Source organism: Klebsiella sp. 141240 (assembly GCF_050600805.1).
Lineage (GTDB): Bacteria > Pseudomonadota > Gammaproteobacteria > Enterobacterales > Enterobacteriaceae > Klebsiella > Klebsiella aerogenes.
This window is the reverse complement of sequence record NZ_JAQIRK010000023.1, coordinates 26,092-50,238: the sequence shown is the minus strand read 5'-3', so window position 1 is coordinate 50,238 and position 24,147 is coordinate 26,092. Positions and strand designations below refer to the sequence as shown.

At 55.6% G+C, this 24,147-nt stretch carries 17 protein-coding genes; 7 read left to right on the top strand and 10 right to left on the bottom strand.

All coding sequences use genetic code 11. The features are described from left to right. The coding region (locus tag PGQ95_RS24015; RefSeq protein ID WP_430919606.1) for an MFS transporter at nt 1–609 on the top strand (609 nt) is incomplete at its 5' end. A 34-nt stretch (nt 610–643) separates the two neighbouring features. Here the strand turns inward: PGQ95_RS24015 and yegS are convergent. The 8 genes from yegS to PGQ95_RS23975 form a co-directional block, all read right to left on the bottom strand. Continuing rightward, nucleotides 644–1,537, bottom strand: a complete 894-nt coding sequence (gene yegS / locus PGQ95_RS24010) for a lipid kinase YegS (protein WP_047078109.1) — start codon at nt 1,535–1,537, stop codon at nt 644–646. Nucleotides 1,538–1,794: 257 nt separating this feature from the next. Beyond that, nucleotides 1,795–3,156, bottom strand: a complete 1,362-nt coding sequence (gene yegQ, locus PGQ95_RS24005; RefSeq protein ID WP_032714942.1) for a tRNA 5-hydroxyuridine modification protein YegQ — start codon at nt 3,154–3,156, stop codon at nt 1,795–1,797. Between the two features lie 145 nt (nt 3,157–3,301). Next, nucleotides 3,302–4,024, bottom strand: coding sequence for a two-component system response regulator BaeR (baeR, locus tag PGQ95_RS24000; RefSeq protein ID WP_087860434.1), 723 nt, complete (start codon nt 4,022–4,024; stop codon nt 3,302–3,304). Further along, nucleotides 4,021–5,475: a two-component system sensor histidine kinase BaeS gene (gene baeS / locus PGQ95_RS23995; RefSeq protein WP_430919604.1), complete on the bottom strand. Its 1,455-nt coding sequence runs from the start codon at nt 5,473–5,475 to the stop codon at nt 4,021–4,023. The genes baeR and baeS overlap by 4 nt, the downstream gene beginning before the upstream one ends. Further along, complete coding sequence (locus tag PGQ95_RS23990; RefSeq protein WP_113373482.1) at nt 5,472–6,887, bottom strand: MFS transporter; 1,416 nt, start codon at nt 6,885–6,887, stop codon at nt 5,472–5,474. Before PGQ95_RS23990 ends, baeS begins: the two co-directional genes overlap by 4 nt. A 1-nt stretch (nt 6,888) precedes the next feature. After that, nucleotides 6,889–9,966 (bottom strand): multidrug efflux RND transporter permease subunit MdtC, encoded by a 3,078-nt coding sequence (mdtC, locus tag PGQ95_RS23985; protein WP_430919602.1) that lies wholly within the window; start codon nt 9,964–9,966, stop codon nt 6,889–6,891. Next, nucleotides 9,967–13,089 carry an MdtB/MuxB family multidrug efflux RND transporter permease subunit gene (locus tag PGQ95_RS23980; RefSeq protein WP_430919600.1) on the bottom strand — a complete coding sequence of 1,041 codons (3,123 nt, stop codon included), beginning with the start codon at nt 13,087–13,089 and terminating at the stop codon, nt 9,967–9,969. After that, a complete protein-coding gene (locus PGQ95_RS23975) occupies nt 13,089–14,333 on the bottom strand; it encodes an MdtA/MuxA family multidrug efflux RND transporter periplasmic adaptor subunit (RefSeq protein WP_430914581.1) in 1,245 nt (414 codons plus the stop codon). Before PGQ95_RS23975 ends, PGQ95_RS23980 begins: the two co-directional genes overlap by 1 nt. Before the next feature lie 253 nt (nt 14,334–14,586). Between PGQ95_RS23975 and PGQ95_RS23970 the strand changes: the two genes are divergently transcribed. Further along, nucleotides 14,587–14,646: a type I toxin-antitoxin system Ibs family toxin gene (locus tag PGQ95_RS23970; RefSeq protein WP_113373696.1), complete on the top strand. Its 60-nt coding sequence runs from the start codon at nt 14,587–14,589 to the stop codon at nt 14,644–14,646. Nucleotides 14,647–14,748: 102 nt separating this feature from the next. On the opposite strand, the gene yegD is transcribed toward PGQ95_RS23970, so the two are convergent. Further along, a complete protein-coding gene (gene yegD, locus PGQ95_RS23965) occupies nt 14,749–16,101 on the bottom strand; it encodes a molecular chaperone (RefSeq protein WP_087860657.1) in 1,353 nt (450 codons plus the stop codon). Between the two features lie 136 nt (nt 16,102–16,237). Between yegD and alkA the strand changes: the two genes are divergently transcribed. From alkA to asmA, 4 genes are all read left to right on the top strand, one after another. Beyond that, nucleotides 16,238–17,086, top strand: a complete 849-nt coding sequence (gene alkA / locus PGQ95_RS23960; protein ID WP_430919598.1) for a DNA-3-methyladenine glycosylase 2 — start codon at nt 16,238–16,240, stop codon at nt 17,084–17,086. A gap of 114 nt (nt 17,087–17,200) precedes the next feature. Further along, the gene (udk, locus tag PGQ95_RS23955; RefSeq protein WP_015365789.1) at nt 17,201–17,842 is read left to right on the top strand and encodes a uridine kinase; all 642 of its coding nucleotides are present in this window, start codon (nt 17,201–17,203) and stop codon (nt 17,840–17,842) included. A 90-nt stretch (nt 17,843–17,932) separates the two neighbouring features. Further along, a complete protein-coding gene (gene dcd / locus PGQ95_RS23950) occupies nt 17,933–18,514 on the top strand; it encodes a dCTP deaminase (RefSeq protein WP_430919596.1) in 582 nt (193 codons plus the stop codon). 27 nt (nt 18,515–18,541) lie between these two features. Further along, nucleotides 18,542–20,389 carry an outer membrane assembly protein AsmA gene (asmA, locus tag PGQ95_RS23945; protein ID WP_430919594.1) on the top strand — a complete coding sequence of 616 codons (1,848 nt, stop codon included), beginning with the start codon at nt 18,542–18,544 and terminating at the stop codon, nt 20,387–20,389. A gap of 48 nt (nt 20,390–20,437) precedes the next feature. Here asmA and PGQ95_RS23940 read toward each other — a convergent pair whose 3' ends face one another. Continuing rightward, nucleotides 20,438–22,024 (bottom strand): TerC family protein, encoded by a 1,587-nt coding sequence (locus PGQ95_RS23940; RefSeq protein WP_430919592.1) that lies wholly within the window; start codon nt 22,022–22,024, stop codon nt 20,438–20,440. 854 nt (nt 22,025–22,878) lie between these two features. Between PGQ95_RS23940 and galF the strand changes: the two genes are divergently transcribed. After that, complete coding sequence (gene galF, locus PGQ95_RS23935; RefSeq protein ID WP_015706060.1) at nt 22,879–23,769, top strand: UTP--glucose-1-phosphate uridylyltransferase GalF; 891 nt, start codon at nt 22,879–22,881, stop codon at nt 23,767–23,769. Nucleotides 23,770–24,147 lie beyond the last annotated feature (378 nt).

Genomic DNA, 24,147 nt, shown 5'->3' with positions numbered 1-24,147 from the left:
AACCGCAGCATTATGCTCTCCAGCATCGTGCGCATTATCAACACCCTGTCGCTGTTCGGCTTCGCGGTGGTCATGCCGATGATGTTCGTCGATGAGCTTGGCTTCACCACTTCCGAATGGCTGCAGGTGTGGGCGGCGTTCTTCTTCACCACCATCTTCTCCAACGTCTTCTGGGGGATTGTGGCGGAGAAAATGGGCTGGATGAAAGTGGTGCGCTGGTTCGGCTGCATCGGCATGGCGCTGTCGAGCCTGGCGTTTTACTACCTGCCGCAGCACTTCGGCCATAACTTCGCCATGGCGCTGGTGCCGGCGATTGCGCTGGGGATTTTCGTCGCGGCGTTTGTGCCGATGGCGGCGGTATTCCCGGCGCTGGAGCCAAAACATAAAGGGGCGGCGATTTCGGTTTATAACCTGTCGGCCGGGCTGTCGAACTTCCTCGCGCCGGCGATTGCGGTGGTGCTGCTGCCGCACTTCAGCACCATCGGCGTGGTGGTGGCTTATACCGCGCTCTATCTGCTGGCGTTTTGTCTGTGCCCGTTTATTCGCGTCGATCAGCCGGGCTTTGCCCGTAAGGCAAGCGGCGTCAGGGAAGGGGTAGAATATTCATAACGTTGTCAGGGCGGGTATATCCCGCCCTGATGTTTTAACGCAGTAGCATACAGTCCGGCGGCAGACGGCAGCGTAGCGCCTCGCCGAGGATTTCCATCCGGAAAGATTTGCCGCTCAGCGGTTCGCCATCAAGGTTGAAGGTCATTTCATGGGCGGCGGTGACTTCAAACCACGGCGATACGCCGTCGATCAGGTTTGGCGAATTATCGGGATTAGCGAGAGTACTGAACAATGCCGGTAACAGCTCTTCGCCGGTAAAAATACGCAGATGCAGTAGCCCGTCGTTAATTAATGCTTCAGGGCACAGTTGCTGACCGCCGCCGGCCTGACGGCCATTGCCGATGCCGATAACCAGCGCATCGCCCTGCCAGTGAAAGTTCTCGCCGCGAATTTCGCAGCGGTCCGGCTTCAGGGTATCCATGCGCGTCAGGCCATGAATCAGATAGGAGACGCCACCGAGCGCGGCTTTTAGTTTTTCCGGCGTTTCGGTGGTGATGCGGGTACCAAAGCCGCCAGTGGCCATATTGATAAACCCGGCCTCGTTGTTAACGCGTACCACATCAATAGGGACATCGCGACCGGCTATCGCCAGCTTCAGCGCGCTGGCTAAATCCTGCGGGATGCCGACGCTGGTGGCGAAATCATTGGCTGTGCCGAGGGGGAGTATTCCCAGCGCCATATTGCTGCCGCGCTGGACCAGCGCGGTGGCGACTTCATTAATTGTGCCATCGCCGCCGCCGGCAATTACCGTCGCCACCTTGAGCGTTTCGGCTTCCTCGACAAAACGAATCGCATCGCCTTTCTCCCAGGTCACGCGGACGTGTATCTCGATACCTTCTTCGCGCAGGAGATTAACGGCTTCGCGCAGTTGGGGTTCATTTGCGCCTTTACCGTTGAGAATTAATAAGCTGGCTGGAAATTGGGTCATCCTTTATCGCCTCATTCTTAGTCGTCATCCTCAGTGTATCGCATGAATGGCGTCATGGAATAAGAAAGTCGGGAAAATGGGATGCATAAAAAATAAGCCCGCGTAAGGGAGATTACGCAGGCTAAGGAGGTGGTTCCTGGTACAGCTAGCATTTATGGGTTATGTTTTTCAGCGAAATGGATGATACCTGCTTCGAACGTAACGGTATGTGATCCGATTCTAATATCCATACATAGTGAAAAAATAACGCCAATAAACTAATTTTTATGCGGATTGCGCGTCGACTCGCCGTTGAAATTACGCATCAGCAAACCATACTCCAGCGCCATATCCTCCGGCAGCGGCAGCCAGACGATATAACCGTCTCCCGGCGCGACCGGCATTGCTTCGCCTTTGGCGTTCTCCATATGTTCGAGCGTAAAGTTGACGTTGCCTTGCGGAGTCATGACCTCCAGGCTGTCGCCGACCGAGAACTTATTTTTCACCGCCACTTCGGCCAAATTACCGTTACGCTTGCCGGTGAATTCGCCGACAAACTGCTGGCGTTCGGAAACCGAATAGCCGTATTCATAATTCTGATAGTCGTCGTGGGTGTGGCGACGCAGGAAGCCTTCGGTATAGCCGCGGTGGGCCAGACCTTCCAGCGTCTCCAGCAGGCTGGTGTCGAACGGTTTACCGGCGGCGGCGTCGTCAATCGCTTTACGGTACACCTGGGCGGTGCGCGCGCAGTAGTAGAAGGATTTGGTGCGGCCTTCAATTTTCAGCGAGTGCACGCCCATCTGGGTCAGGCGCTCCACGTGGGCGATTGCGCGGAGATCTTTAGAGTTCATGATGTAGGTGCCGTGTTCGTCTTCGAAGGCGGTCATGTACTCGCCCGGACGTTTGGCTTCCTCAATCATAAATACCTGGTCGGTTGGCGCGCCGATACCGAGAGTGGGTTCAACGTTCTGCACCGGGATAGGCTCATGCTTGTGGACAATATTACCCACATCATCTTCTTTGCCTTCCTGGACGTTGTACTCCCAGCGGCAGGCGTTGGTGCAGGTACCCTGGTTAGGGTCACGTTTGTTGATATAGCCGGAGAGCAGGCAGCGGCCGGAGTAGGCCATGCACAGCGCGCCATGGACGAAAATCTCGATTTCCATTTCCGGCACCTGGCTGCGAATTTCGGCGATCTCGTCCAGCGACAGCTCGCGGGACAGGATCACGCGGGTTAGTCCCATTTGCTGCCAGAATTTCACCGTCGCCCAGTTGACGGCGTTAGCCTGTACCGAAAGGTGTATCGGCATATCAGGGAAGTTTTCGCGCACCAGCATGATTAAACCAGGATCGGACATAATCAGCGCGTCCGGGCCCATCTCCACTACCGGTTTGAGATCGCGAATGAACGTTTTCAACTTGGCGTTATGCGGCGCGATGTTAACCACTACGTAGAATTTTTTCCCCAGCTCGTGGGCCTCATTGATGCCGAGCTGCAGGTTTTCGTGGTTAAATTCATTGTTGCGCACGCGCAGTGAGTAACGCGGCTGGCCGGCGTAGACCGCATCGGCGCCATAAGCGAAAGCGTAACGCATATTTTTCAGCGTTCCCGCCGGGGAAAGGAGTTCCGGTTTAAACATGATGTTCTCGTTCTGATGACAGGTCAGACTCGCCGCACCAGGTACGGCGATTCGGGGGAGTGTCCCCACATTAAGGGCGGGCATTGTAGCGCCGTGGAAAGAGGGAGTAAACCTTTGCGCCTCTCTGCGCTAAGAGGCGCGGTGATCAAGCCATTCGACAGGCGTCGGCTTCCCAGCGATAGCCGACGCCGTAGACGGCGCGAATAAACGACTGCTCGGCATCCAGCGATTCCAGCTTACGGCGCAGGTTTTTAATATGGCTATCTATGGTGCGGTCGGTCACCACGCGATAATCGTCGTACAGATGATTGAGCAGTTGTTCGCGGGAGAAGACTTTACCCGGCTCCTGCGACAGCGTTTTTAATAGCCGAAACTCGGCGGGAGTCAGGTCCAGCAATTTTTCGCGCCACGAGGCCTGGAAGCGGCTCTCATCAACGATAAGCGGGCTTTGCGCATCCAGCGCCTGCAGAACGCGCTGTGGCTTGCAGCGACGCAGGATCGTTTTCACGCGAGCCACGACTTCACGCGGACTATACGGTTTGCAGATATAGTCGTCGGCGCCGATCTCCAACCCTAGCAGGCGATCGATCTCCTCGATTTTGGCGGTGACCATCACGATTGGCACATCGGAAAAACGGCGGATCTCACGGCACAGGGTCAGGCCGTCGGTGCCGGGCAGCATTAAATCCAGCAGGATTAAATGCGGGGGCGTCTGGCGGACATAGGGCAGTACCCGATCGCCATGCGCAATGAGCGTTGGCGCGTAGCTCGCGGCCTGCAAATAGTCGATCAACAACTGACCGAGCTTAGGCTCGTCTTCCACGATTAAAATACGCGGCGTGTTTTCATCAATGGGTAATTCGCTCATACGTCCCTCGATAAATCCTGTTCCAGAGGTAATTCTACTTTAATGCTAACCCCGCCAAAAGGCGAATGGCTGGCGTTCAGGCTGCCGCCGTGGGCCGCGACAATGTTCATACAGATTGCCAGCCCAAGGCCGGATCCACCGCTGGCGCGGTTACGCGAACCTTCGGTGCGGTAAAAACGCTCGCACAGCCGCCCCAGTTGCTCGTCGCTAACGCCGGGGCCGCTATCGGCGAAATCGAGTATTAATCTGCGGCCGTTTTGTTTGGCGCTAATCAGCAGGCGTCCGCCGTGGTCGGTATAGCGCAGGCTGTTTTCCAGCAGGTTATTGAACAACTGCATCAGCCGATCGCGATCGCCGAACACGACAGCGTTATCCGGCAGCGAGACGCCGATGGTCAACCCGCGGCTGGCGAAACGTTCGCGGAACGCCCCTGCGGCGACCTCCAGCAGCGCAATTAAATCCACCGACTCTTTCTGGTAGGCTAACGCGCCTTCATCGGACATCGACAACTGATGCAGATCGTCCACCAGCTTGGTGAGCGTGCCGACTTCCGCCTGCAGCGAAGAGATCGAATCCGGGGTGAATTTTCGCACTCCGTCCTGAATGGCCTCCAGTTCGCCGCGCAGGACCGCTAACGGCGTGCGGAGTTCATGCGAAATATCGGCCATTAAATCGCGGCGCATCTGTTGGTTACGCTCAAGCGTACTGGCAAGCTGGTTGAAATCCTGCGCCAGACGACCCAGTTCATCCCCGCCGGTGACCGTGACGCGGGTAGAGAAATCGCCCGCCGCCAGCTTATGGGTGCCTTCCACCAGCCGTTTGACCGGTGCCAGCAGCCCGCGGGCCAGCGGGAAAGTAGCCAGCGCGGCGAGGATGGTGGCGAGGGCGACGATCAGCCAACTGGTGCGTTTTTGCTGGCGGTCGAAATTGATATCCGTGTTGCGCGTGAGCCGCTCGACCGGCGAGGCGATCACCGCCCCAACGGTCACGCCGTCGACGACAATGTTGCGCCGGGTGCCGTCCTGCGGTACCGGCGCCCGCGGGCCTACCAGCACGCGCCCTTGTTGATCGACAACCCAAAATTGCGTGCGCCAGCCGTGCGGCGGCATATCGGGCCGCGGGCCAGGCCCGGGCATTGGCCCTGGCTCGCCATGCGGGCCCGGACCACCCGGTGGACGTTCGTCGTTATCGCGCTCGAAGGTGCGCAGTAACTGGAAGATAAACCGATCGTTATTGCGCAAAAACTTCCAGTCGCCGTGCTGCTCGTACTGTTCACTGAGCGCATCGCCGAGCATCGTTAATCGCTGTTCATTACCGCGTTTTATATAGTCGATAAAGCCGCGCTCAAAGCTGATGCGCACCGCCCAGTGCATGCTAATCAGCAGCACGATACAGGTGGCGAAAATAGCCAGGAACAGCTTACCGGTGATACCCGGGCGCCAAAGTTTCACGATTCACTCCTTTTGCGTCGGCGGATGACGGTGTTGCTGCCGACATCGTTCGGTACACGGGAAAAGATAAGTGCCGGGAGGGCGATAATCACCGCCATGCTCAGATAGGTGTAGAGGAAAACCTGATGAACGGCTGGCGCATCGGCGCTGATATGCTGCTGGCCGTACATACCCAGCAAAAGCCCGGCGATGGTCACGCCGATACTCATCGAGAGCTGCATAACCATTGAGAGCAGGCTGTTGCCGCTGCTGGCCAACTCATCAGGCAGGTCTTTTAGCGTCAGGGTATTCATTGATGAAAAACGGCTGGAGTTAATCATACCCTGCAGAAACAGCACCAGCGGCAGCAGCCAGTACCAGCCGGCCAGAGCGACGGCCATGAACAATAAACTCACCAGCGCCAGGCCGAGGGTTGCGAAAACCAGTACGCGGCGATAGCCAAAGCGGTTTACTACCTGCACCACGATGCGTTTCATCCCCATGCTGCCCAGCACCATCGGGATCATCATCAGCCCGGCGTGGAACGGCGAGAAGCCGAGGCCAATTTGCAGGAATACCGGAGTCATAAACGGTAACATCCCGCTACCGATACGCCCGGCAAAGCTGCCGCCAAGACCGAGCGAGAAGGTTTTATTGCGAAACAGATTGAGGCTGAACAATGCGTTAACGTTGCCGCGGGCGTGCCACAAATAAAAAATTATGGCCATCAGGCCACCGGCGACCAGCGCGGCGAGCAGCAGCGGCGAGATACCGAGCCCTTTTTTACCGTCGAGCGCCAGCGTCAGGGTGGCCATTCCCACCGCCAGCAGAATAAAACCAAGGATATCAAAGCGCCGGGTCTGCAGGGTGTAGTTCGGCATCAGGCATAATGTGGCGATAGCGCCGATGATGCCAACCGGGATGTTGATCAAGAAAATCCAGTGCCAGGAAGCATATTCGACCAGTACCCCGCCAAGCGCCGGGCCGAGCAGGGGGCCAACCTGGCCGGGCAGGGTGACGAAGGTCATCGCCGCCATATACTGATCGCGCGGAACGATTTTCATCACCGTTAGCCGCCCGACCGGTACCATCATCGCGCCGCCGACGCCTTGCAGCACGCGGGACATCACCAACTGATCGAGGGTGGTTGCCTGGGCGCAGAACAGCGAGCCGACGGTAAACAACACAATGGCGCTGAAAAAAATATTGCGCACGCCAACCCGGTCCGCCAGCCAGCCGCTGGCCGGTAGCATGACTGCCACCGTTAGCACATACGAGACCACCACCATATGCATGTGCAGCGGGCTCTCCCCAAGGCTTTTGGCCATCGAGGGGAGGGCGGTGTTGACGATGGTGGTATCCAGCGACTGCATAAAGAAGCCGAAGGCCACAATCCATAACTGCCAGCGTACGCTGGCGGGCAGATCTGTCATCTTATTCGCTTACCGGTTGAGCAGACTTGCGCGTAAAACGCAGCCGCAGACGATCAAAGAACAAATAGACCGCCGGGGTAGTGTACAGCGTCAGCAGCTGGCTCATGACCAGACCGCCGACGATGGTGATCCCCAACGGCTGCCGCAGTTCTGAACCATCCCCGCCCGACAGCACCAGCGGTAGCGCGCCGAACAGCGCCGCCAGGGTGGTCATCATGATCGGGCGAAAACGTAGCAGGCAGGCCTGGAAGATGGCTTCTTCAGGCGGCAAATTGCCGTTGCGCTGCGCTTCGAGGGCGAAATCGACCATCATGATGGCGTTTTTCTTCACGATGCCAATTAATAGCATGATCCCTATCAGGGCGATTAGGCTGAATGGGGCACCGAACAACTCCAGCGCCAGCAGCGCGCCAACCCCCGCTGACGGCAGGGTTGAGAGAATGGTTAACGGATGCACGTAGCTTTCGTAGAGGATCCCCAGCACGATATACACCGTAGCGATGGCGGCGATAATCAGGATCACCTGTGAGTTCATCGTCTGCTGGAATACCTGCGCGGTGCCGGCAAAGGATCCACGGACGCTCGACGGCACGCCAAGCTGGGTCATCGCCCGGTCAATGGCGTCGCTGGCTTCCGACAGCGATTTGCCGGTCGGCAGGTTGAAGGAGATGGTCGAGGCGGCCGATAGCCCCTGGTGGTTGACCGAAAGCGGCGCGTTCGCCGGTTGCCACTTGGCGAAATACGACAGCGGAATGGGTTTCCCGTCTTTACTGATGACAAACATATGCTCCAGCGCGCTAACGTCCTGGGTATAAAGCGGATCGACTTCCATTACCACTTTGTACTGGTTGAGCGGCTGGTAGATGGTCGAGATTTGCCGTTGGCCGAAAGCGTTGTTTAACAGGCTGTTGGCATCCTGCACGCTGACGCCCAGGCGTGACATGGTGTCGCGGTCGTAGACCAGATCCATCTCCGCGCCGTTATCCTGTTGGTCCGAGTTAACGTCGGCCAGTTCCGGCAGCGCCGCCAGCGCCTTGCGGATTTTTGGCTCCCATTCGCGCAGCGCCGACAGATCGTCCGATAACAGGGTGTACTGGTAGCTGGCGTTCGACTGACGCCCGCCAACGCGGATATCCTGCACCGCCATCAGGAACAGATTCGCGCCGGGCTCTTTCGCCAGCTTTTTCCGCAGCCGGTCGATGATTTGCTGCGCCGTTTCGTGGCGCTGGTCGCGCGGTTTCAGGGTGATAAACATCATACCGCTATTCACCCGCGAGCCGCCGGTAAAGCCGGTCACGTTATCGACAGCCGGATCCTCGCGGATGATCTTCATAAAGTCCTGCAGTTTGCCGCGCATCGCCTGGAAGGAAATACTCTGATCCGCCTGAATGCCGCCCATCAGCACCCCGGTGTCCTGCTCCGGGAAGAAGGTTTTCGGAATGGCGATATACAGCCACACGCTGAGCGCCATCGTACCGAGCAGTACCAGGCCAGTCAGGCGACTATGCTTCAGCACCCATTTTAACGATTTGCCATAGCCACCCTGAATAGTGACCAGCAGACGGCCAAAGCCGCGATTCCGCGTTGGTTCATGAGGTTTGCCGCTTTTCAGCAGCCAGCCGCACATCATTGGCGTCAGCGTGAGCGACACGGCGAGCGAAATACCGATCGCTACCGATAGCGTGACGGCGAACTCGCGCAACAGGCGCCCCGGCAGGCCACCCATCAGCAGCAGCGGTAAGAACACCGCCACCAGCGACAGGCTCATCGACAGCACGGTAAAGCCGACTTCACGGCTGCCTTGTAACGCGGCCTGCAGCGGCTTCATTCCCGCCTCAAGATGGCGGGAAATATTCTCCAGCACCACGATGGCGTCATCGACAACGAAACCGGTGGCGATGGTCAGCGCCATTAGCGACAGATTATTGAGGCTGAAACCGCATAAATACATGGCGGCGAAGGTACCAATTAAGGACACCGGTACGGCGACGGCCGGGATAAGCGTTGCGCGCCCGGAGCGCAAAAACAGGAAGACCACCAGAATCACCAGCGCGACCGAGATCACCAGCGTTTGTTCGACCTCTTCCAGCGAAGCGCGGATAGTGGGCGAACGATCCTGGGCGATTTGCAAATCAATGGCGGCCGGGATAGTACGCTGTAGCTCAGGAAGGCGGGCGCGGATGCTGTCGACCGTCTGAATAATGTTGGCTTCCGGCAGCTTGCGAATCATTAACAGGATCGCTGGTTTGGCGTTGGTCATCCCGGCGTTACGCACATCCTGCACTGAATCCGTCACTTTTGCCACGTCGCCAAGGCGTACCGCCGCGCCGTTGTTGTAGTGGACGATCACCGGCAAATATTCCGCCGCGGTTTTCAGTTCATCATTGGTCTGCACCTGCCAGCGATGGGTTTCATCTTCCAGAGCGCCCTGCGGGCGACGCACGTTGGCGTTATCAATGGCGCTGCGCACGGCATCCAGTGAGACGCCCTGGTTAAATAGCGCCTGCGGGTTAAGATCGACGCGCACCGCCGGCAGTGAGCTGCCGCCGACGTCGACATCGCCGACGCCGTCAATCTGCGCGATGGTTTGCGCCAGCTGGGTTGACGCGAAATCGTACAACTCGCCCTGCGAATAGGTATCCGAGGTGAGCGTCAGGATCATGATCGGCGCATCGGACGGGTTAGCTTTGCGATACGTGGGGCGGCTGGGCATCCCGCTCGGCAGCAGGCTTTGCGCGGCATTAATCGCCGCCTGCACGTCGCGGGCGGCGCCGTTAATATCGCGATCGAAATTAAACTCCATGATGATGCGGGTACTGCCAAGCGAGCTCGACGAGGTCATTTCATTGACCCCGGCAATGCGCCCCAGCGAGCGCTCCAGCGGTGTGGCTACCGACGAGGCCATGGTTTCGGGCGAGGCGCCGGGCAGCGAGGCGCTAATCATGATCACCGGGAAATCCACCTGCGGCAGCGGCGCGACCGGCAGCAGGCGGAATCCGAGGATCCCACACAGGGTAATCGCCAGCGAGATAAGAATCGTCGCCACCGGACGATAAATGAAGAGAGCGAAAAACTTCACTTACGCCTCCTCTTCACGGCGCGGGAAGCGGCTCTTCATATACAGCGATAGCCGATCGAACAGCAGATAAATCACCGGCGTGGTGAATAACGTCAGTACCTGGCTGAGCATCAGGCCGCCAACCATGCCAATCCCCAATGGGCGACGCAGCTCGGCGCCGACGCCGGTACTAAGCATCAACGGTAGCGCGCCAAGCAGGGCGGCGAGGGTGGTCATCAGGATTGGCCGGAAACGCAGCAGGCAGGCCTGGTAAATGGCTTCGCGCGGCGGCATCCCCTGCTCGCGCTCGGCGGCGAGGGCAAAGTCGATCATCATGATGGCGTTTTTCTTCACGATACCAATCAGCAGAATGATGCCGATGATGGCAATCACGTCCAGCTCGCTACCGGCCAGCCATAGCGCCAGCAGCGCCCCGACGCCGGCGGTCGGCAGGGTCGAAAGAATGGTGATGGGATGAATGAAGCTTTCGTACAGCACGCCGAGGACGATATACATGGCGACGACCGCCGCGACGACCAGCCAGACGGTGCTACCGAGCGCCGACTGGAACGCGAGGGAACTGCCCTGGAACTGGGTGCGGATGTCGCTTGGGAAATCCAGCGACTGCTCGGCTGACAAAATAGCCTCTACCGCTTCGCCGAGGGAGTAGTTATCCGGCACGTTGAATGAAATGGTGGTTACCGGGAACTGATCGAGATGGTTCACCGACAGCGGGGTAAAGCGTTGCTCGATGCTGGCGATGGATTTCAGCGGCACGATGCCGCCGTCGCTGCTGGTGAGGCGGATATTATCCAGCGCCGCCAGCCCCGGCGTCGCCTGGGTGTCGTGCTCCAGTACCACGCGATATTGGTTGGCCTGGGTATAAATTGTCGAGATCAGCCGTTGGCCAAAGGCGTTATACAGCGCGTTATCGACATCCGCCATGGAAATACCCAGCCGGCTGGCGCTATCGCGATCGACATTAATATAAGCCGCGAGCCCTTTATCCTGCCAGTCGCTGCTGACGTCGGCAAGCTGGGGTAAGGATTGCAGGCGCGACAGCAATTGCGGCACCCAGTTGCTCAGCGCATCAAGCGAGTTAGCCTGCAGGGTAAACTGATACTGAGTTCGGCTGACGGTGGTATCGATAGTCAGATCCTGCGTTGGCTGGAGATAGAGCTCAATACCAGGGACGCTTGCCACCGATTGCTGTAGACGACTGATGACCGTTTGCACGCGATCGTCGCGTTCATCCAGTGGTTTAAGGTTAATCTGCAGACGCGCGCTGTTCAGCGCCGGATTGGTGCCATCAACGCCGACGAACGACGTCAGGCTTTCAACCGCCGGATCTTTCAGAATCAGATCGGATACCTGCTGCTGGCGTTGCGCCATACTGGCGAACGACACCGACTGCGGGGCCTGTAAGGTGCCCTGAATAATGCCGTTATCCTGGATTGGGAAGAAACCTTTCGGGATAAAGACCCACAGCAGAATCGATAACGCCAGGGTGCTTAACGCTACGCTCAACGTTAGCCATGGGTGGTTCAGTACCCGGCTTAGCCAGCGGCCATAGACGGCAATAACCCGCTCGAAGAAACGCTCGCTGGCCCGCGAAAAGCGGTTTTGTTTGCGCAGCGATTCGTGGCTTAACATCCGCGCGCACATCATCGGCGTCAGGGTCAGCGAGACCACCGCTGAAATCAGAATCGCCACCGCGAGGGTAATGGCGAATTCGCGGAACAATCGCCCAACGATATCACCCATAAACAGCAGCGGGATCAGTACGGCAATCAGCGAGAAGGTTAATGAAATAATCGTGAAGCCGATTTCCCCCGCGCCTTTCAGCGCGGCGGCGAGCGGTTTTTCACCTTTTTCGATATAGCGGGAGATGTTTTCAATGACCACGATAGCGTCATCGACCACGAAACCAGTGGCGATGGTCAATGCCATTAGCGTCAGGTTGTTAATCGAAAAATCGAGGAACACCATGACCGCGAAGGTGCCGACCAGCGACAGCGGCACGGCGACGCCGGGGATGATTGTTGCCGGGACATTGCGTAAGAAGAGATAAATGATCATCACCACCAGCGCGATGGCCAGCAGCAATTCGAACTGGGTATCGCTGACCGACGCGCGAATATTGGTGGTGCGGTCAGAAAGCACCTGGACCTTAACGGATTTAGGCAGGCTCTCGGTCAGTTGCGGTAGCATCTGGCGGATGCTGTCGGCGGTGGCGATGATGTTCGCTCCCGGCTGGCGCTGGACGTTCATTACGATCGCCCGCTGCTTATTGGCCCACGCCCCAAGCCAGGCGTTCTCGGCGCCCTGTTCGATGGTCGCGACATCGCCAAGACGGATCGGCGCGCCGTTCTGATAGGCGATAATCAGCCGACGGTAATCTTCTGCCGACTGCATCTGATCGTTGGCGGAAAGGGTGACCGCGCGGGCCGGGCCGTCAAGACTACCTTTCGCTGAATTCACGTTGGCGCTGGTAATAGCGGTACGCACGGTTTCGCTGGTCAAACCTAACGCGGCGATCGCCTGGGCATTGAGCTTAACGCGTACAGCAGGACGCTGGCCGCCGGCAAGCGTCACCAGACCGACGCCGGAAACCTGAGAAATCTTCTGCGCCACCCGAGTTTCCACCATATCTTCGACCTGCGTCATCGGCATCGCGCTGGAGGTGACGGCCAGGGTCATGATCGGCGGATCCGCCGGGTTCACTTTGCTGTAAACCGGCGGGTTGGGTAAATCAGACGGCAGCAGATTGGTCGCGGCGTTGATGGCCGCCTGCACTTCCTGTTCGGCGACATCCAGCGCCAGGGTCAGCTGGAACTGCAGGGTGATGACCGACGCGCCGCCCGAACTTTGCGAGGACATCTGCTTAAGGCCGGACATCTGGCCAAACTGGCGTTCCAGCGGCGCGGTAATCGATGACGTCACCACATCCGGGCTGGCGCCGGGGTAGAGTGTCACCACCTGAATGGTCGGGTAGTCAACTTCCGGCAGCGCGGAGACCGGCAGGAAGCGATAGCCGATGATCCCGGCCAGCAGAATGGCGACCATCAATAGCGTTGTCGCCACCGGACGCATAATAAACAGCCGGGAAGGGCCGCCCGTACTGCTCGGGGGTAAGACTTGCATCAGGCGCCCGCTCCGTTTTTACCACTCTGGCGGGCGGCAGGTTGTTCCGGCGCGGCGCTGTGAGCTTCGACGACTTCGACCTTAGCGCCTTCCGTCAGGCGATCGATACCATCGGTTACCACCCGGTCGCCCGCTGACAGCCCGGCGTTAATCACCACTTTTTGGCTATCCTGAATACCCGGCGTGACCGTATGTTTGCTGACTTTATTCTCACTGTTCAGCACCCATACGAAGTGCCCCTCATTGCCCATTTGTAGCGCGGCGGTGGGGATTACGACCGCATCCTGCTCGGTATCCACCAGCATTCTGGCGTTGACGAACTGATTCGGGAACAATGCGTCATCGAGGTTATTAAAGCGGGCCTTAAGCTTAATAGTGCCGGTGGTGGCATCGATTTGGTTATCGAGGCTCAGCAGGCTGCCTGTGCTGATCTTCTGTTTATTGGTTCGGTCCCAGGCCTCGACGGCCAGCGTTTTACCAGCTTTCTGCGCCTGTACCACGGTGGCGATATCGCTCTCCGGCAGGGTAAAGACCAAATCGATAGGGTGAGTTTGCGTGAGAACGACAATGCCGGTGGTGTCGCCACTGGAAATTTGGTTGCCGATATCGACCTGCTTCAGGCCCACGCGCCCGTCAATCGGCGCGGTGATGCGGGTCCAGTCCAGCTGCAGTTGCGCACTGGCGACGGCGGCCTGATCGGCTTTAACCGTACCGGCGGATTCGACCACCAGCGACTGCTGGGTATCCAGCTCCTGACGGGAGATAAGGTTGGTTTTGACCAGTTGTTGATAGCGGGCGAGATCGCGGCGCGCGTTTGCGAGGGTGGCGTTATCTTTGGCAAGCTGCCCCTGCGCCTGGGCCAGCGCCACCTTGAACTGGCTGGGATCGATTTGCGCCAGCAGATCGCCGGCTTTGACCTGCTGACCTTCCTGGAAATGAATACTCAGTAACTGGCCGTCAACCCGACTGCGCACTGTCACGGTATTCGCCGCGGTGATGGTCCCAAGACCAGTAAGGTAGCGGGGGACGGCTTCGCTGGTGGCGGTTGCCGCCTGCACCGGGGCCAGCGTTGCCCCAAAACGCCCGTGACGCGCCCCGGCAGGCGCTTTTGCTCCTTGCTGACTTGCGCCAGCGGCACCTGCGGTTGTCTCTTCGGAACGATCGTGCCAGAACCAATAGGCGGCTCCCGCCACCAAAATTACCGTCAGGACTATTCCCCAACGAAGTGTGTTACTGCTTTTCATTGTTTTGCTATCTCATCCTGAAGCTTTCGCTGAATGATACTAGTTTAGTAACGGAACGCCCCGCAAAAATGGAGGAATTATGAAAAGCGCGTATGGAAAGGTCTGAATTGGCGGGCTTTCACGAGGAGGCTCGCAAAGCCGAACGCTGAAAAGAAATGTGTCAGACGCGGCATGGTAACGTCAGCTTGATTTAGCGGAGGTTAAATACAGGAAAGCCCCTCCTGAGGAAGGGGCCTTAAATAAGGAAAGGGTTATGATGAATCTGGTCATCATACTGATAGTGCTGTTACTGATAAGTTTCCCGACTTACTAACAGTGTATCAGGGGGAGGAGAAATCCTCCCTTACCCTTCATCCTGCAAATTAGGACGAAAAAGCGGCAAAGTCAACTCAGGTTACCGAATGGCGCTCGCGTTTCAGGCGAAAACCACCTGCGCCCAGCGGGCAAGCCCGGCGGTCACGGAACCAAAATCATCGCCGCCGGCGATCGGTATCCCCGGCAGCTGCGCGGCCAGCGCCTTCTTAATTAACGGCGATCGTGCGCTACCGCCGGTGAGATAGATAACGTCCGGGGTTTCTTGACTGCTTTCCAGCGCTAACTTTACCTGCTCCATAATGCGAGCCAGTGGTTGATTGAGCGCCTCTTCCAGCCCCTGCTGGCTGATAGCGGTCGCCAGCTCATCGCTGATAAACGGCAGTTCGGCATTGAAATCCGGCTGAGCGGAAAGGGCGATTTTGCTCTCTTCCGCGCTGCGCACCAGGCGATAGCTCAGACGCTGTCGCCAGACTTTAAGCAGCAGTGCGACCTTGTCGGCATCGCGAGCGTCGCGCAGCAGGTCATTAAGCATACGACCGTTGGCGGCGCTGTAAAAATCGCTCTGCGCCGGGACGTCGTTAATCGCCACCGCATTCCACCAGGGCAGTACCGGCAGCGCGATGCCTTTTTCCGTTTCGCCGCCCATGCCGAGTAACGGCATCAAGCATTTGAAGGCCAGGGCGATATCGAGATCGTTACCGCCGATACGGCAGCCGCTGTGGCCGAGCAGGCTATCCTGACGTTCGGCTTTCTGCCGCCACTGTGGCCCCATCAACAGCAGCGAGCAGTCGGTGGTACCGCCGCCGATGTCGACGACCAGCACGCGTTTTTCGTCGTCGAGCGTGGCTTCAAAATCTAACCCCGCTGCAACGGGTTCAAACTGAAACACGACATCGTTGAAGCCAGCGCGTTTCGCTGCCCGCTCAAGGATTCCTTGGGCTTGCGCGTTAGCGTCATCGCCGCCAAGACCCTGAAAGTTAATCGGTCGACCAATGACCGCCTGGGTAATCTGCTCGCTAAGCTGAGACTGCGCCTGCTGTTTAATATGCAGCATCATCGCGCAGACCAGATCTTCAAATAAAGCGACCTGCTGGGGTTTAAGACCATTAGCGCCAAGAAACGACTTTGGCGACTTAACGAAGTAGACCTCTTCCGGATCGTCAACGTATTGATGCAGAGAGGCGAGTCCGAACTGAACGCTGTTGCTGAGGACTTCGATATCTTCATCACGGTTATAATTAATGGCGCGTCGTAGCAGCGCCTGGTTTTCCGCGCCGTCGGCCGGGACATTGTGATGGCGGTATAGCCATTCGCTGACCGCTTCGCGCGTCGGGGCGCAAAGCATCGACGGCAGCAATGGGCTACCGTTTTCCAGCGTTAAAAGCCGTGGGCTGCCACCCTGCATAACGGCGACCGAACAGTTGGCGGTACCATAGTCAAAACCAATAAACATAACCGGAAAAATCCCCATGCCAGTGAAGAAGGGGGGCGACTTTAGCGGATTGCCGCCATGCCGACAACTGGAATTTAAAAGCAAGGCGCATCTGGCGCAGAGCATCTATGCTTGTTGCGATTAATAAGGAGAGTGCATGACATTATTACCCTGGCAACCCCCCTATGACTGGCAATGGATGTTCGCGTTTCTCAGCGCGCGTGCGGTGGCGGGAATTGAAACCTTCCATGAAGATGAATATACCCGCAGCTTTAGTATCGATGGACATCGTGGATTGATCTCGGTTAAAGCGGATGAATGCGGCCAGGGTTTCCGGGTGACGCTCTCTCGCGGACTATTACCGGTAGCAGACCAGTGCCTGTCGCGCGTAACGCAACTGTTGGATTTGGCCTGCGACCCGCAGGAGGTTTCGCAAACCTTAGGCAAACTGGCGCAGCCGCGACCAGGACTTCGCTTGCCGGGGGCGCTGGATGCGTTCGAACAGGCGGTGCGTGCGGTGCTGGGTCAACTGGTGAGTGTAGCGATGGCAGCGAAGCTGACGGCAAAAGTGGCCGCGGTCTATGGAGAAGCGTTAAGTGAAGCGCCAGGCTATGTTGTCTTCCCTGAGCCACAGAAACTGGCGCAAGCCGACCCTTTGGCGCTCAAGGCGTTGGGTATGCCGCTTCGCCGCGCGGAGGCATTGATTCACCTTGGCAAAGCGGCATTGAGCGGTGAATTACCGCTATCGGCGCCTGCTGATATTGCAACCGGTATGAAGCAGTTGCAGAGCCTGCCTGGCATTGGTCGTTGGACGGCAAATTACTACGCGCTGCGCGGTTGGCAGGCAAAAGATATTTTTCTGCCCGATGACTATCTGATTAAACAGCGTTTTCCTGGAATGACGCCTGCGCGTATTGCCCGCTATGCCAGCCGCTGGCAACCCTGGCGCTCCTATGCTTTATTGCATATCTGGTACACCGAAGGCTGGGCGCCGGACGAGGAATAGGCGTACAGGGCGCATATCACTGGTATCGCCGCCCTGAAATCCCTATAATTGCCGCGTTTGACGGTCAACCGTCACCCTCCATCTACATCCAGGTTAATCAGGTCGCAAAAATTTATGACTGATACGTCTCATCAGTGCGTCATTGTAGGCATCGCCGGCGCATCGGCTTCGGGCAAAAGCCTTATCGCCAGCACACTTTATCGTGAATTACGTGAACAAGTTGGCGATGAGCATATTGGCGTTATTCCAGAAGACAGCTATTACAAAGATCAAAGCCATCTGTCGATGGAAGAGCGTGTAAAAACCAACTATGACCATCCAAGCTCAATGGATCATAGCTTGCTGTTCCAGCATTTACAGACGCTGAAAAGCGGCCAGCCAATTGAATTACCCGTGTATAGCTACGTTGAACATACGCGTATGCCGGAAACTATTCATATTCAACCGAAGAAAGTGATCATTCTGGAGGGGATCCTGCTGTTGACGGATGCCAGACTGCGCAATGAATTAAACTTCTCTATTTTCGTCGATACCCCGCTGGATATCTGTCTGATGCGCCGCATCAAGCGTGATGTTAACGAGCGTGGCCGTTCCATGGACTCGGTGATGGCGCAGTATCAGAAGACGGTGCGGCCAATGTTCCTGCAATTTATTGAACCTTCCAAGCAATATGCTGACATTATTGTCCCGCGCGGCGGTAAAAACCGTATTGCCATCGATATTCTGAAGGCCAAAATCAGTCAGTTCTTTGAATAACACGTACTAATTGTGTAACGTGCAAAGAGAATCCCAATTGCCCTTATTCCCGGAAAGCGTAAGGGCTAGATGCCTTAAAGGAGAAAGCTCATGCGTCTGTGTGACCGAGATATAGAAGCCTGGTTGGATGAAGGGCGCCTGGCAATCAGCCCACGTCCGCCGGTGGATCGAATTAACGGTGCGACCGTTGACGTTCGCTTAGGCAATAAATTCCGTACTTTCCGCGGTCATACGGCGCCATTTATTGACCTGAGCGGCCCGAAGGCGGAAGTGAGCGCGGCGCTGGACCGGGTCATGAGCGAAGAGATCGTATTGCCGGAAGGCGAGGCTTTCTATCTTCATCCTGGAGAATTAGCGCTGGCAGTGACTTATGAGTCTGTAACGCTTCCGGCAGACCTCGTCGGCTGGCTTGATGGCCGTTCGTCGCTGGCGCGTCTCGGACTCATGGTTCACGTCACTGCGCACCGTATTGATCCAGGCTGGTCTGGCTGCATCGTGCTGGAATTCTATAATTCCGGCAAGCTGCCGTTGGCGTTGCGCCCGGGAATGCCCATTGGCGCGCTGAGCTTTGAGCCGCTTTCGGGCCCGGCGGAGCGGCCATATAACCGCCGTGAAGATGCCAAATATCGCGACCAGCAGGGCGCGGTAGCGAGTCGAATCGACAAGGATTGATAAAGTTAGCGGCTTATCGAGGATGCCATGAGACGAATTCTGACCACGCTGATGATCTTGTTGACCGTCATTGTCGCGGGGCTCGCTGCGCTGGTGCTGTTGGTCAACCCTAATGACTTCCGCAACTATATGGTGCAGGAAGTGGCGGAGCGTAGCGGTTATCAGCTGAAGCTTGATGGACCGCTGCGTTGGCATGTCTGGCCGCAGCTGAGTATTCTCTCCGGCCGTATGGCGCTGACGGCGCCAGGCGCTTCCGAACCGGTGGTGCGTGCCGATAACATGCGGTTGGATGTTGCGCTGATGCCGCTACTTTCTCATCAGCTGCAGGTGAAGCAGGTGATGCTGAAAGGCGCGGTCATTCAGCTGACCGCCAAAACGGAAGCGGTGCGTGACCAGAACGCGCCGGTGGTGCCGCATGACAATACGTTGCCGCAGGCGCCGCAAGATCGCGGATGGTCATACGATGTCCGTAAACTGCAGGTGGCCGATAGTGTCCTGTTCTTCCAGCATGAAAATGGCGAACAGGTCACCGTGCGCGATATACGCTTACAAATGGAGCAGGATGACAACCATCTGGCGACGGTTGATTTCTCCGGCAGGGTCAATCGCGATCAACGTGACTTAGCGTTGTCCTTTACAGCCCAGGTTCAGGGCGGCGATTATCCTCACTCTCTGAAAGCGGATTTTTCGCAGCTCAACTGGCAGGTACGTGGTGCGGAGTTGCCGCCGGACGGCCTGAGCGGGCAAGGAAGTTTGCAAGCCAGCTGGATTGAAGAGGCGAAAAAACTCAATTTCGACAATCTCAATCTCACTGCTAATGGCAGCGCAATTACCGGTAGCGGTAGCGTTGTGCTGGGGGATAAACCTGACTGGCTGCTAAATCTGAAGGCAACCACACTGAATCTGGATAGTTTGCTTGCGCAAAGCGCGGCGGCTAATGAAGGCAATGCCGATCAGCGTGGACAAAGCCAGCCGAGACAGTTGCGCCCTGTGATTGCCGATAGCGATATCCAGCAGGATTATCATAGTCTGCTTGGCTTTAACGGCCAGCTGGCGATTTCGGCGGACCAGGTGCAGTGGCGTGGTATGCGATTCAGCCAGGTGAAGAGTGATATCACTAACCAGCAGGGGCTGCTGACGGTGAAACAACTGCAGGGTAGTCTGGGGGAAGGGCGTCTCTCGTTACCTGGGGTGCTGGATGTCAGAGGCAACACTTCGCATGCTGCTTTCCAACCGCAACTGGATAATGTAGAAATCGGTACCATCTTGCAGGCGTTTAACTACCCGATTAGCCTGACGGGGAAATTATCCCTGAATGGGGATTTCTCCGGGCCGCGCATTGATGCAGATGACTTCCGTCGCAACTGGCGCGGACAGGCGCAGCTGCAAATGAAGGATACGCGTACCGAAGGGCTCAACTTCCAGCAGCTAGTACAGCAGGCTGTAGCGAGGAGCACCAATGTTCAGGCGCAGGAAAACTTCGATAACGCGACTCAGCTTGACGCACTAAGCAGTGATTTAACCCTGAACAATGGTCAGATAACGCTTAACGACTTGCAGGGACAGTCGGCCATGATGGCGTTGAATGGACAAGGCAATCTGAATCTGATCGCAGAGGATTGCGACATGCATTTCAACGTGCGGGTGTTAGGTGGCTGGAAAGGCGAAAGCAAGCTTATTGATCGCCTCAAGCAGACGGCAATTCCGCTGCGCATTTATGGTAAGTGGCAGTCGTTAAGCTATAGCCTGCAGGTAGATCAGATCCTGCGCAAGCAGTTGCAGGATGAAGCGAGACAGCGTTTGAATGAGTGGGCGGAACGCAATAGTAATAGCCAGAACGGCAAAGACGTGAAGAAACTACTCGATAAGCTGTAATCATCAGCCGCCGCGAGTTGCTCGCGGCGGCTGAGCCCTCAACTTCATTCACACTTCATAATCTAATTCATCTTCTACTTCAACCGGCGGGATAATCTGTACTTTCTGTACCCTATGGCTTTCAACTTCCAGTGTACGCAGGGTATAACCGCCGATTTTCACTTCCTCGCCAGCGGCAGGAATATGCTGCAAATACTCCATCAGTAGCCCGGCAATCGTGTGGTACTCGCGCTTATCATCCAACGGCAGTGGAACGTACTGCACCAGATCTTCCAGCGGCATATGGCCGTTAGCAGTCCAACTGCCATCGGCGTTTTTGTGAATATCATGACGAGCATCGATCTCTTCCACTTCATTAGGCAGATTACCCGCAATGGTTTCCATAACATCGCTGATGGTTACAAGCCCTTCAACGGAGCCAAATTCGTCGACCACAAAAGCAAAGTGCGTCCGCGCCAGGCGGAACTGCTCCAGCGCCGGGAGCAACGGCAGGGTCTCCGGGAAAATAAGCGGTTGGCGCAGCAAAATGTGTAAATCGAGCGGCTCATTACGTAACGACTGCTGTAGCAAGTCGATAACATGAACAACTCCTAACAGATCTTCATTGTCGTTACCGCCGGTGACGACAATTCGGGTATGCTGGTTTTTCTCCAGCAGTGCGCGAACTTCCTCTTCGGGCGCGCTTAAGTCGATGTGCTCAATATCATGACGTGAAGTCATAATGCTGCTGACGGTGCGTTGATTCAGATTCAGGACGCGCTCAATCATTAAGCGTTCCTGCGGATTAAACAGCGGGTTTTCTCCCTGGTCGGCGACCATGGTTGCCGTCTCAGCATCAAGCTCAGCGTTCTCTTTACGCCCGCTTAGTAGATTCATCACCGCCTCAGTCGTCCGCTGCCGCATGGTGAGGTTGGCTGTGAGGAAGCGTCGGCGATTGAAGATGGCTAACTGGTTGAACGATTCGATCATTACCGAGAAACCGATGGCGGCATACAGATAGCCTTTCGGGATTGGGAAGCCAAATCCTTCGGCAATCAGGCTAAAACCGATCATCAGCAGGAAACTAAGGCACAGAATGACGATCGTGGGGTGGCTGTTGACAAAGCGAGTGAGAGCTTTGCTGGCCATTAGCATCAGCGTAATGGCGATAATGACCGCAGCCATCATCACCGCCAGGTGATCAACCATACCCACTGCGGTAATGACCGAATCCAGCGAGAAAATGGCATCAAGCACGACTATTTGCGTCACCACGCCCCAGAACTTCGCGCCTTTACGCTGGGTGGGGTTATTGCTGTCTTTTCCTTCCAGCCGCTCATTAAGCTCTACGGTGGCTTTAAACAACAAGAACAATCCGCCGAATAACATAATTAAATCACGGGCGCTGAAGCTTAAGTCATGCCAGCTGAAGAGCGGTGTGGTGAGGGTGACTAACCAGGAAATTGACGCCAGCAGAACCAGACGCATCACCATTGCCAACAACAGACCGGTAACGCGTGCACGATCGCGCTGAGCAGGGGGGAGCTTTTCGGCAAGGATCGCAATAAATACCAGGTTATCTATCCCCAGAACCAGTTCGATAACCACAAGCGTAATGAGACCAGCCCAGATTGAGGGATCGGCAATCCATTCCATAATCACTAAGAACCTTTACAACCTAATCGAATCATCTACCGATCATGGATAAGCGCCAGGTAAAATGCAACGTTTTATCGTAGTAATGGGCAGTGGGTTGGGATACAAACGAAAGTTATAACGTAATAAACGATGGTTAAATATCGGGCGTTTAAGATCTATCTGGGCTGTTTCGGAATTAATTAGAAATCCATGCAATTACTGTGCGGTAATAGCAAGGATAAGGAAGAGTTATTAACTACGGGCAATGCCAAAATATTGCCGTATTTTTCACCAAAATGGTATTAAGGGGAATATTCCTACTGAATTCCGTAGCTTGTCAGGACTCGGGTTTAATAAGACCCTTAAGATGGCTCATTGTTGCATAAAAGCAGCAGTATCAGCGATGGTCAACGGGTTAATCCGCGGGTAAGAAGGTTAGTCAGAGAAGCTTTTGTCCAAAGTTTAGACGATTTTACTGATTACTATCGGCAAATTGCTATTTCGCGTGGGATTTGACTTTTCCTGAAGTGGCTCATCACTGTCATTTTTAAGAATGATGGTGTTAAATCCGTAAAGACAGTAGCTTATCATCAGGAGAGTTTGTCAATTATTATTGTTAAATAACAATGTATTAAACGTTGTTTTTGCTCTATTTCCTCAAGCGGCGATTGGCCAGGACAAAAGTGTGAGAATTTTCTTAAAGCTACCTGTCAGCTAGCATTTTTTGCGTGTATTCTTGGACTAAGAGAGTAATTTAGGATTTTGGTTAAAGTCGTGCACGGTACGATGCTGTACCATCACAAACAAATGCCAGTGACATCAACGTTCTGACAAAAATTCGAAAGTTTATAACCATATAGGTGGATGAAATAATGGTGAGTTTGAAAGCAATTATTCCGGTAGCAGGGTTAGGGATGCATATGTTGCCTGCGACCAAAGCGATACCGAAAGAGATGCTGCCGATCGTTGATAAGCCGATGGTTCAGTATATCGTCGATGAGATTGTCGCCGCCGGAATCAAAGAAATTGTGCTGGTCACCCATTCATCTAAGAATGCTGTAGAAAACCATTTCGATACCTCTTATGAGCTGGAAGCGCTGCTGGAGCAACGTGTTAAGCGCCAATTATTAGCCGAAGTGCAGGCGATTTGTCCGCCAGGTGTAACAATAATGAACGTTCGACAAGGTCAGCAACTGGGCCTGGGTCACTCTATCCTCTGTGCGCGTCCGGCGGTTGGCAATAATCCATTTGTTGTGGTGTTACCGGATATCATTCTTGATGGCGCAAGCGCGGATCCACTGCGTTATAACCTGGCGGCAATGGTAGCGCGGTTTAACGAAACCGGGCGCAGCCAGGTTCTGGCCAAACGAATGCCAGGCGATCTCTCCGAGTATTCCGTCATTCAAACCAAAGATGGCTTGAAAGTGGAAGGGGAGATTGGCCGTATTGTTGAATTTATTGAAAAACCAGACGAACCGCAAACGCTCGACTCCGACCTGATGGCCGTTGGCCGTTATGTACTATCCGCTGATATCTGGGAAGAACTTGAGCGTACTGAACCTGGCGCATGGGGTCGTATTCAGCTGACAGACGCTATTGCTGCCCTGGCGAAGAAACAGTCTGTCGATGCCATGTTGATGACCGGCGAGAGCTACGATTGCGGCAAAAAAATGGGTTACATGCAGGCGTTTGTAAGCTACGGCTTACGTAACCATAAAGAAGGAACCAAATTCCGCGAGAGCATCAAAAAGCTGCTGGCGTGAAACTAAACGGTTAATACGAGCGAGAGCTGGCGTACAGGTGACATCACGATGTTGAGTGCCACGCCAGCATTATAAGATCCAACTGAAATGAAACCGAGATTCTTATTTATTCGGTTCATTAATTGCAATGAAGAATTTTCATCTCAGTTGAATCTTATTGAGTACGTAGATGTAACGGCTTATCGGTGATTGTCGCGCGTGGGGCTGTCATTTGGTCAGATGAGTCAAAAAATTGCTTAACTGATAGTTGTTTAGTGCGCTCTTTCTTAAACAAGCGCACTGCAGCACAGTTAGAGATGCGAAATAAAACTTGACTGAGATCATGTTTAGCCATTAAACAACGGTGATGTATGCATATAAACGTGATGTTAATGGATG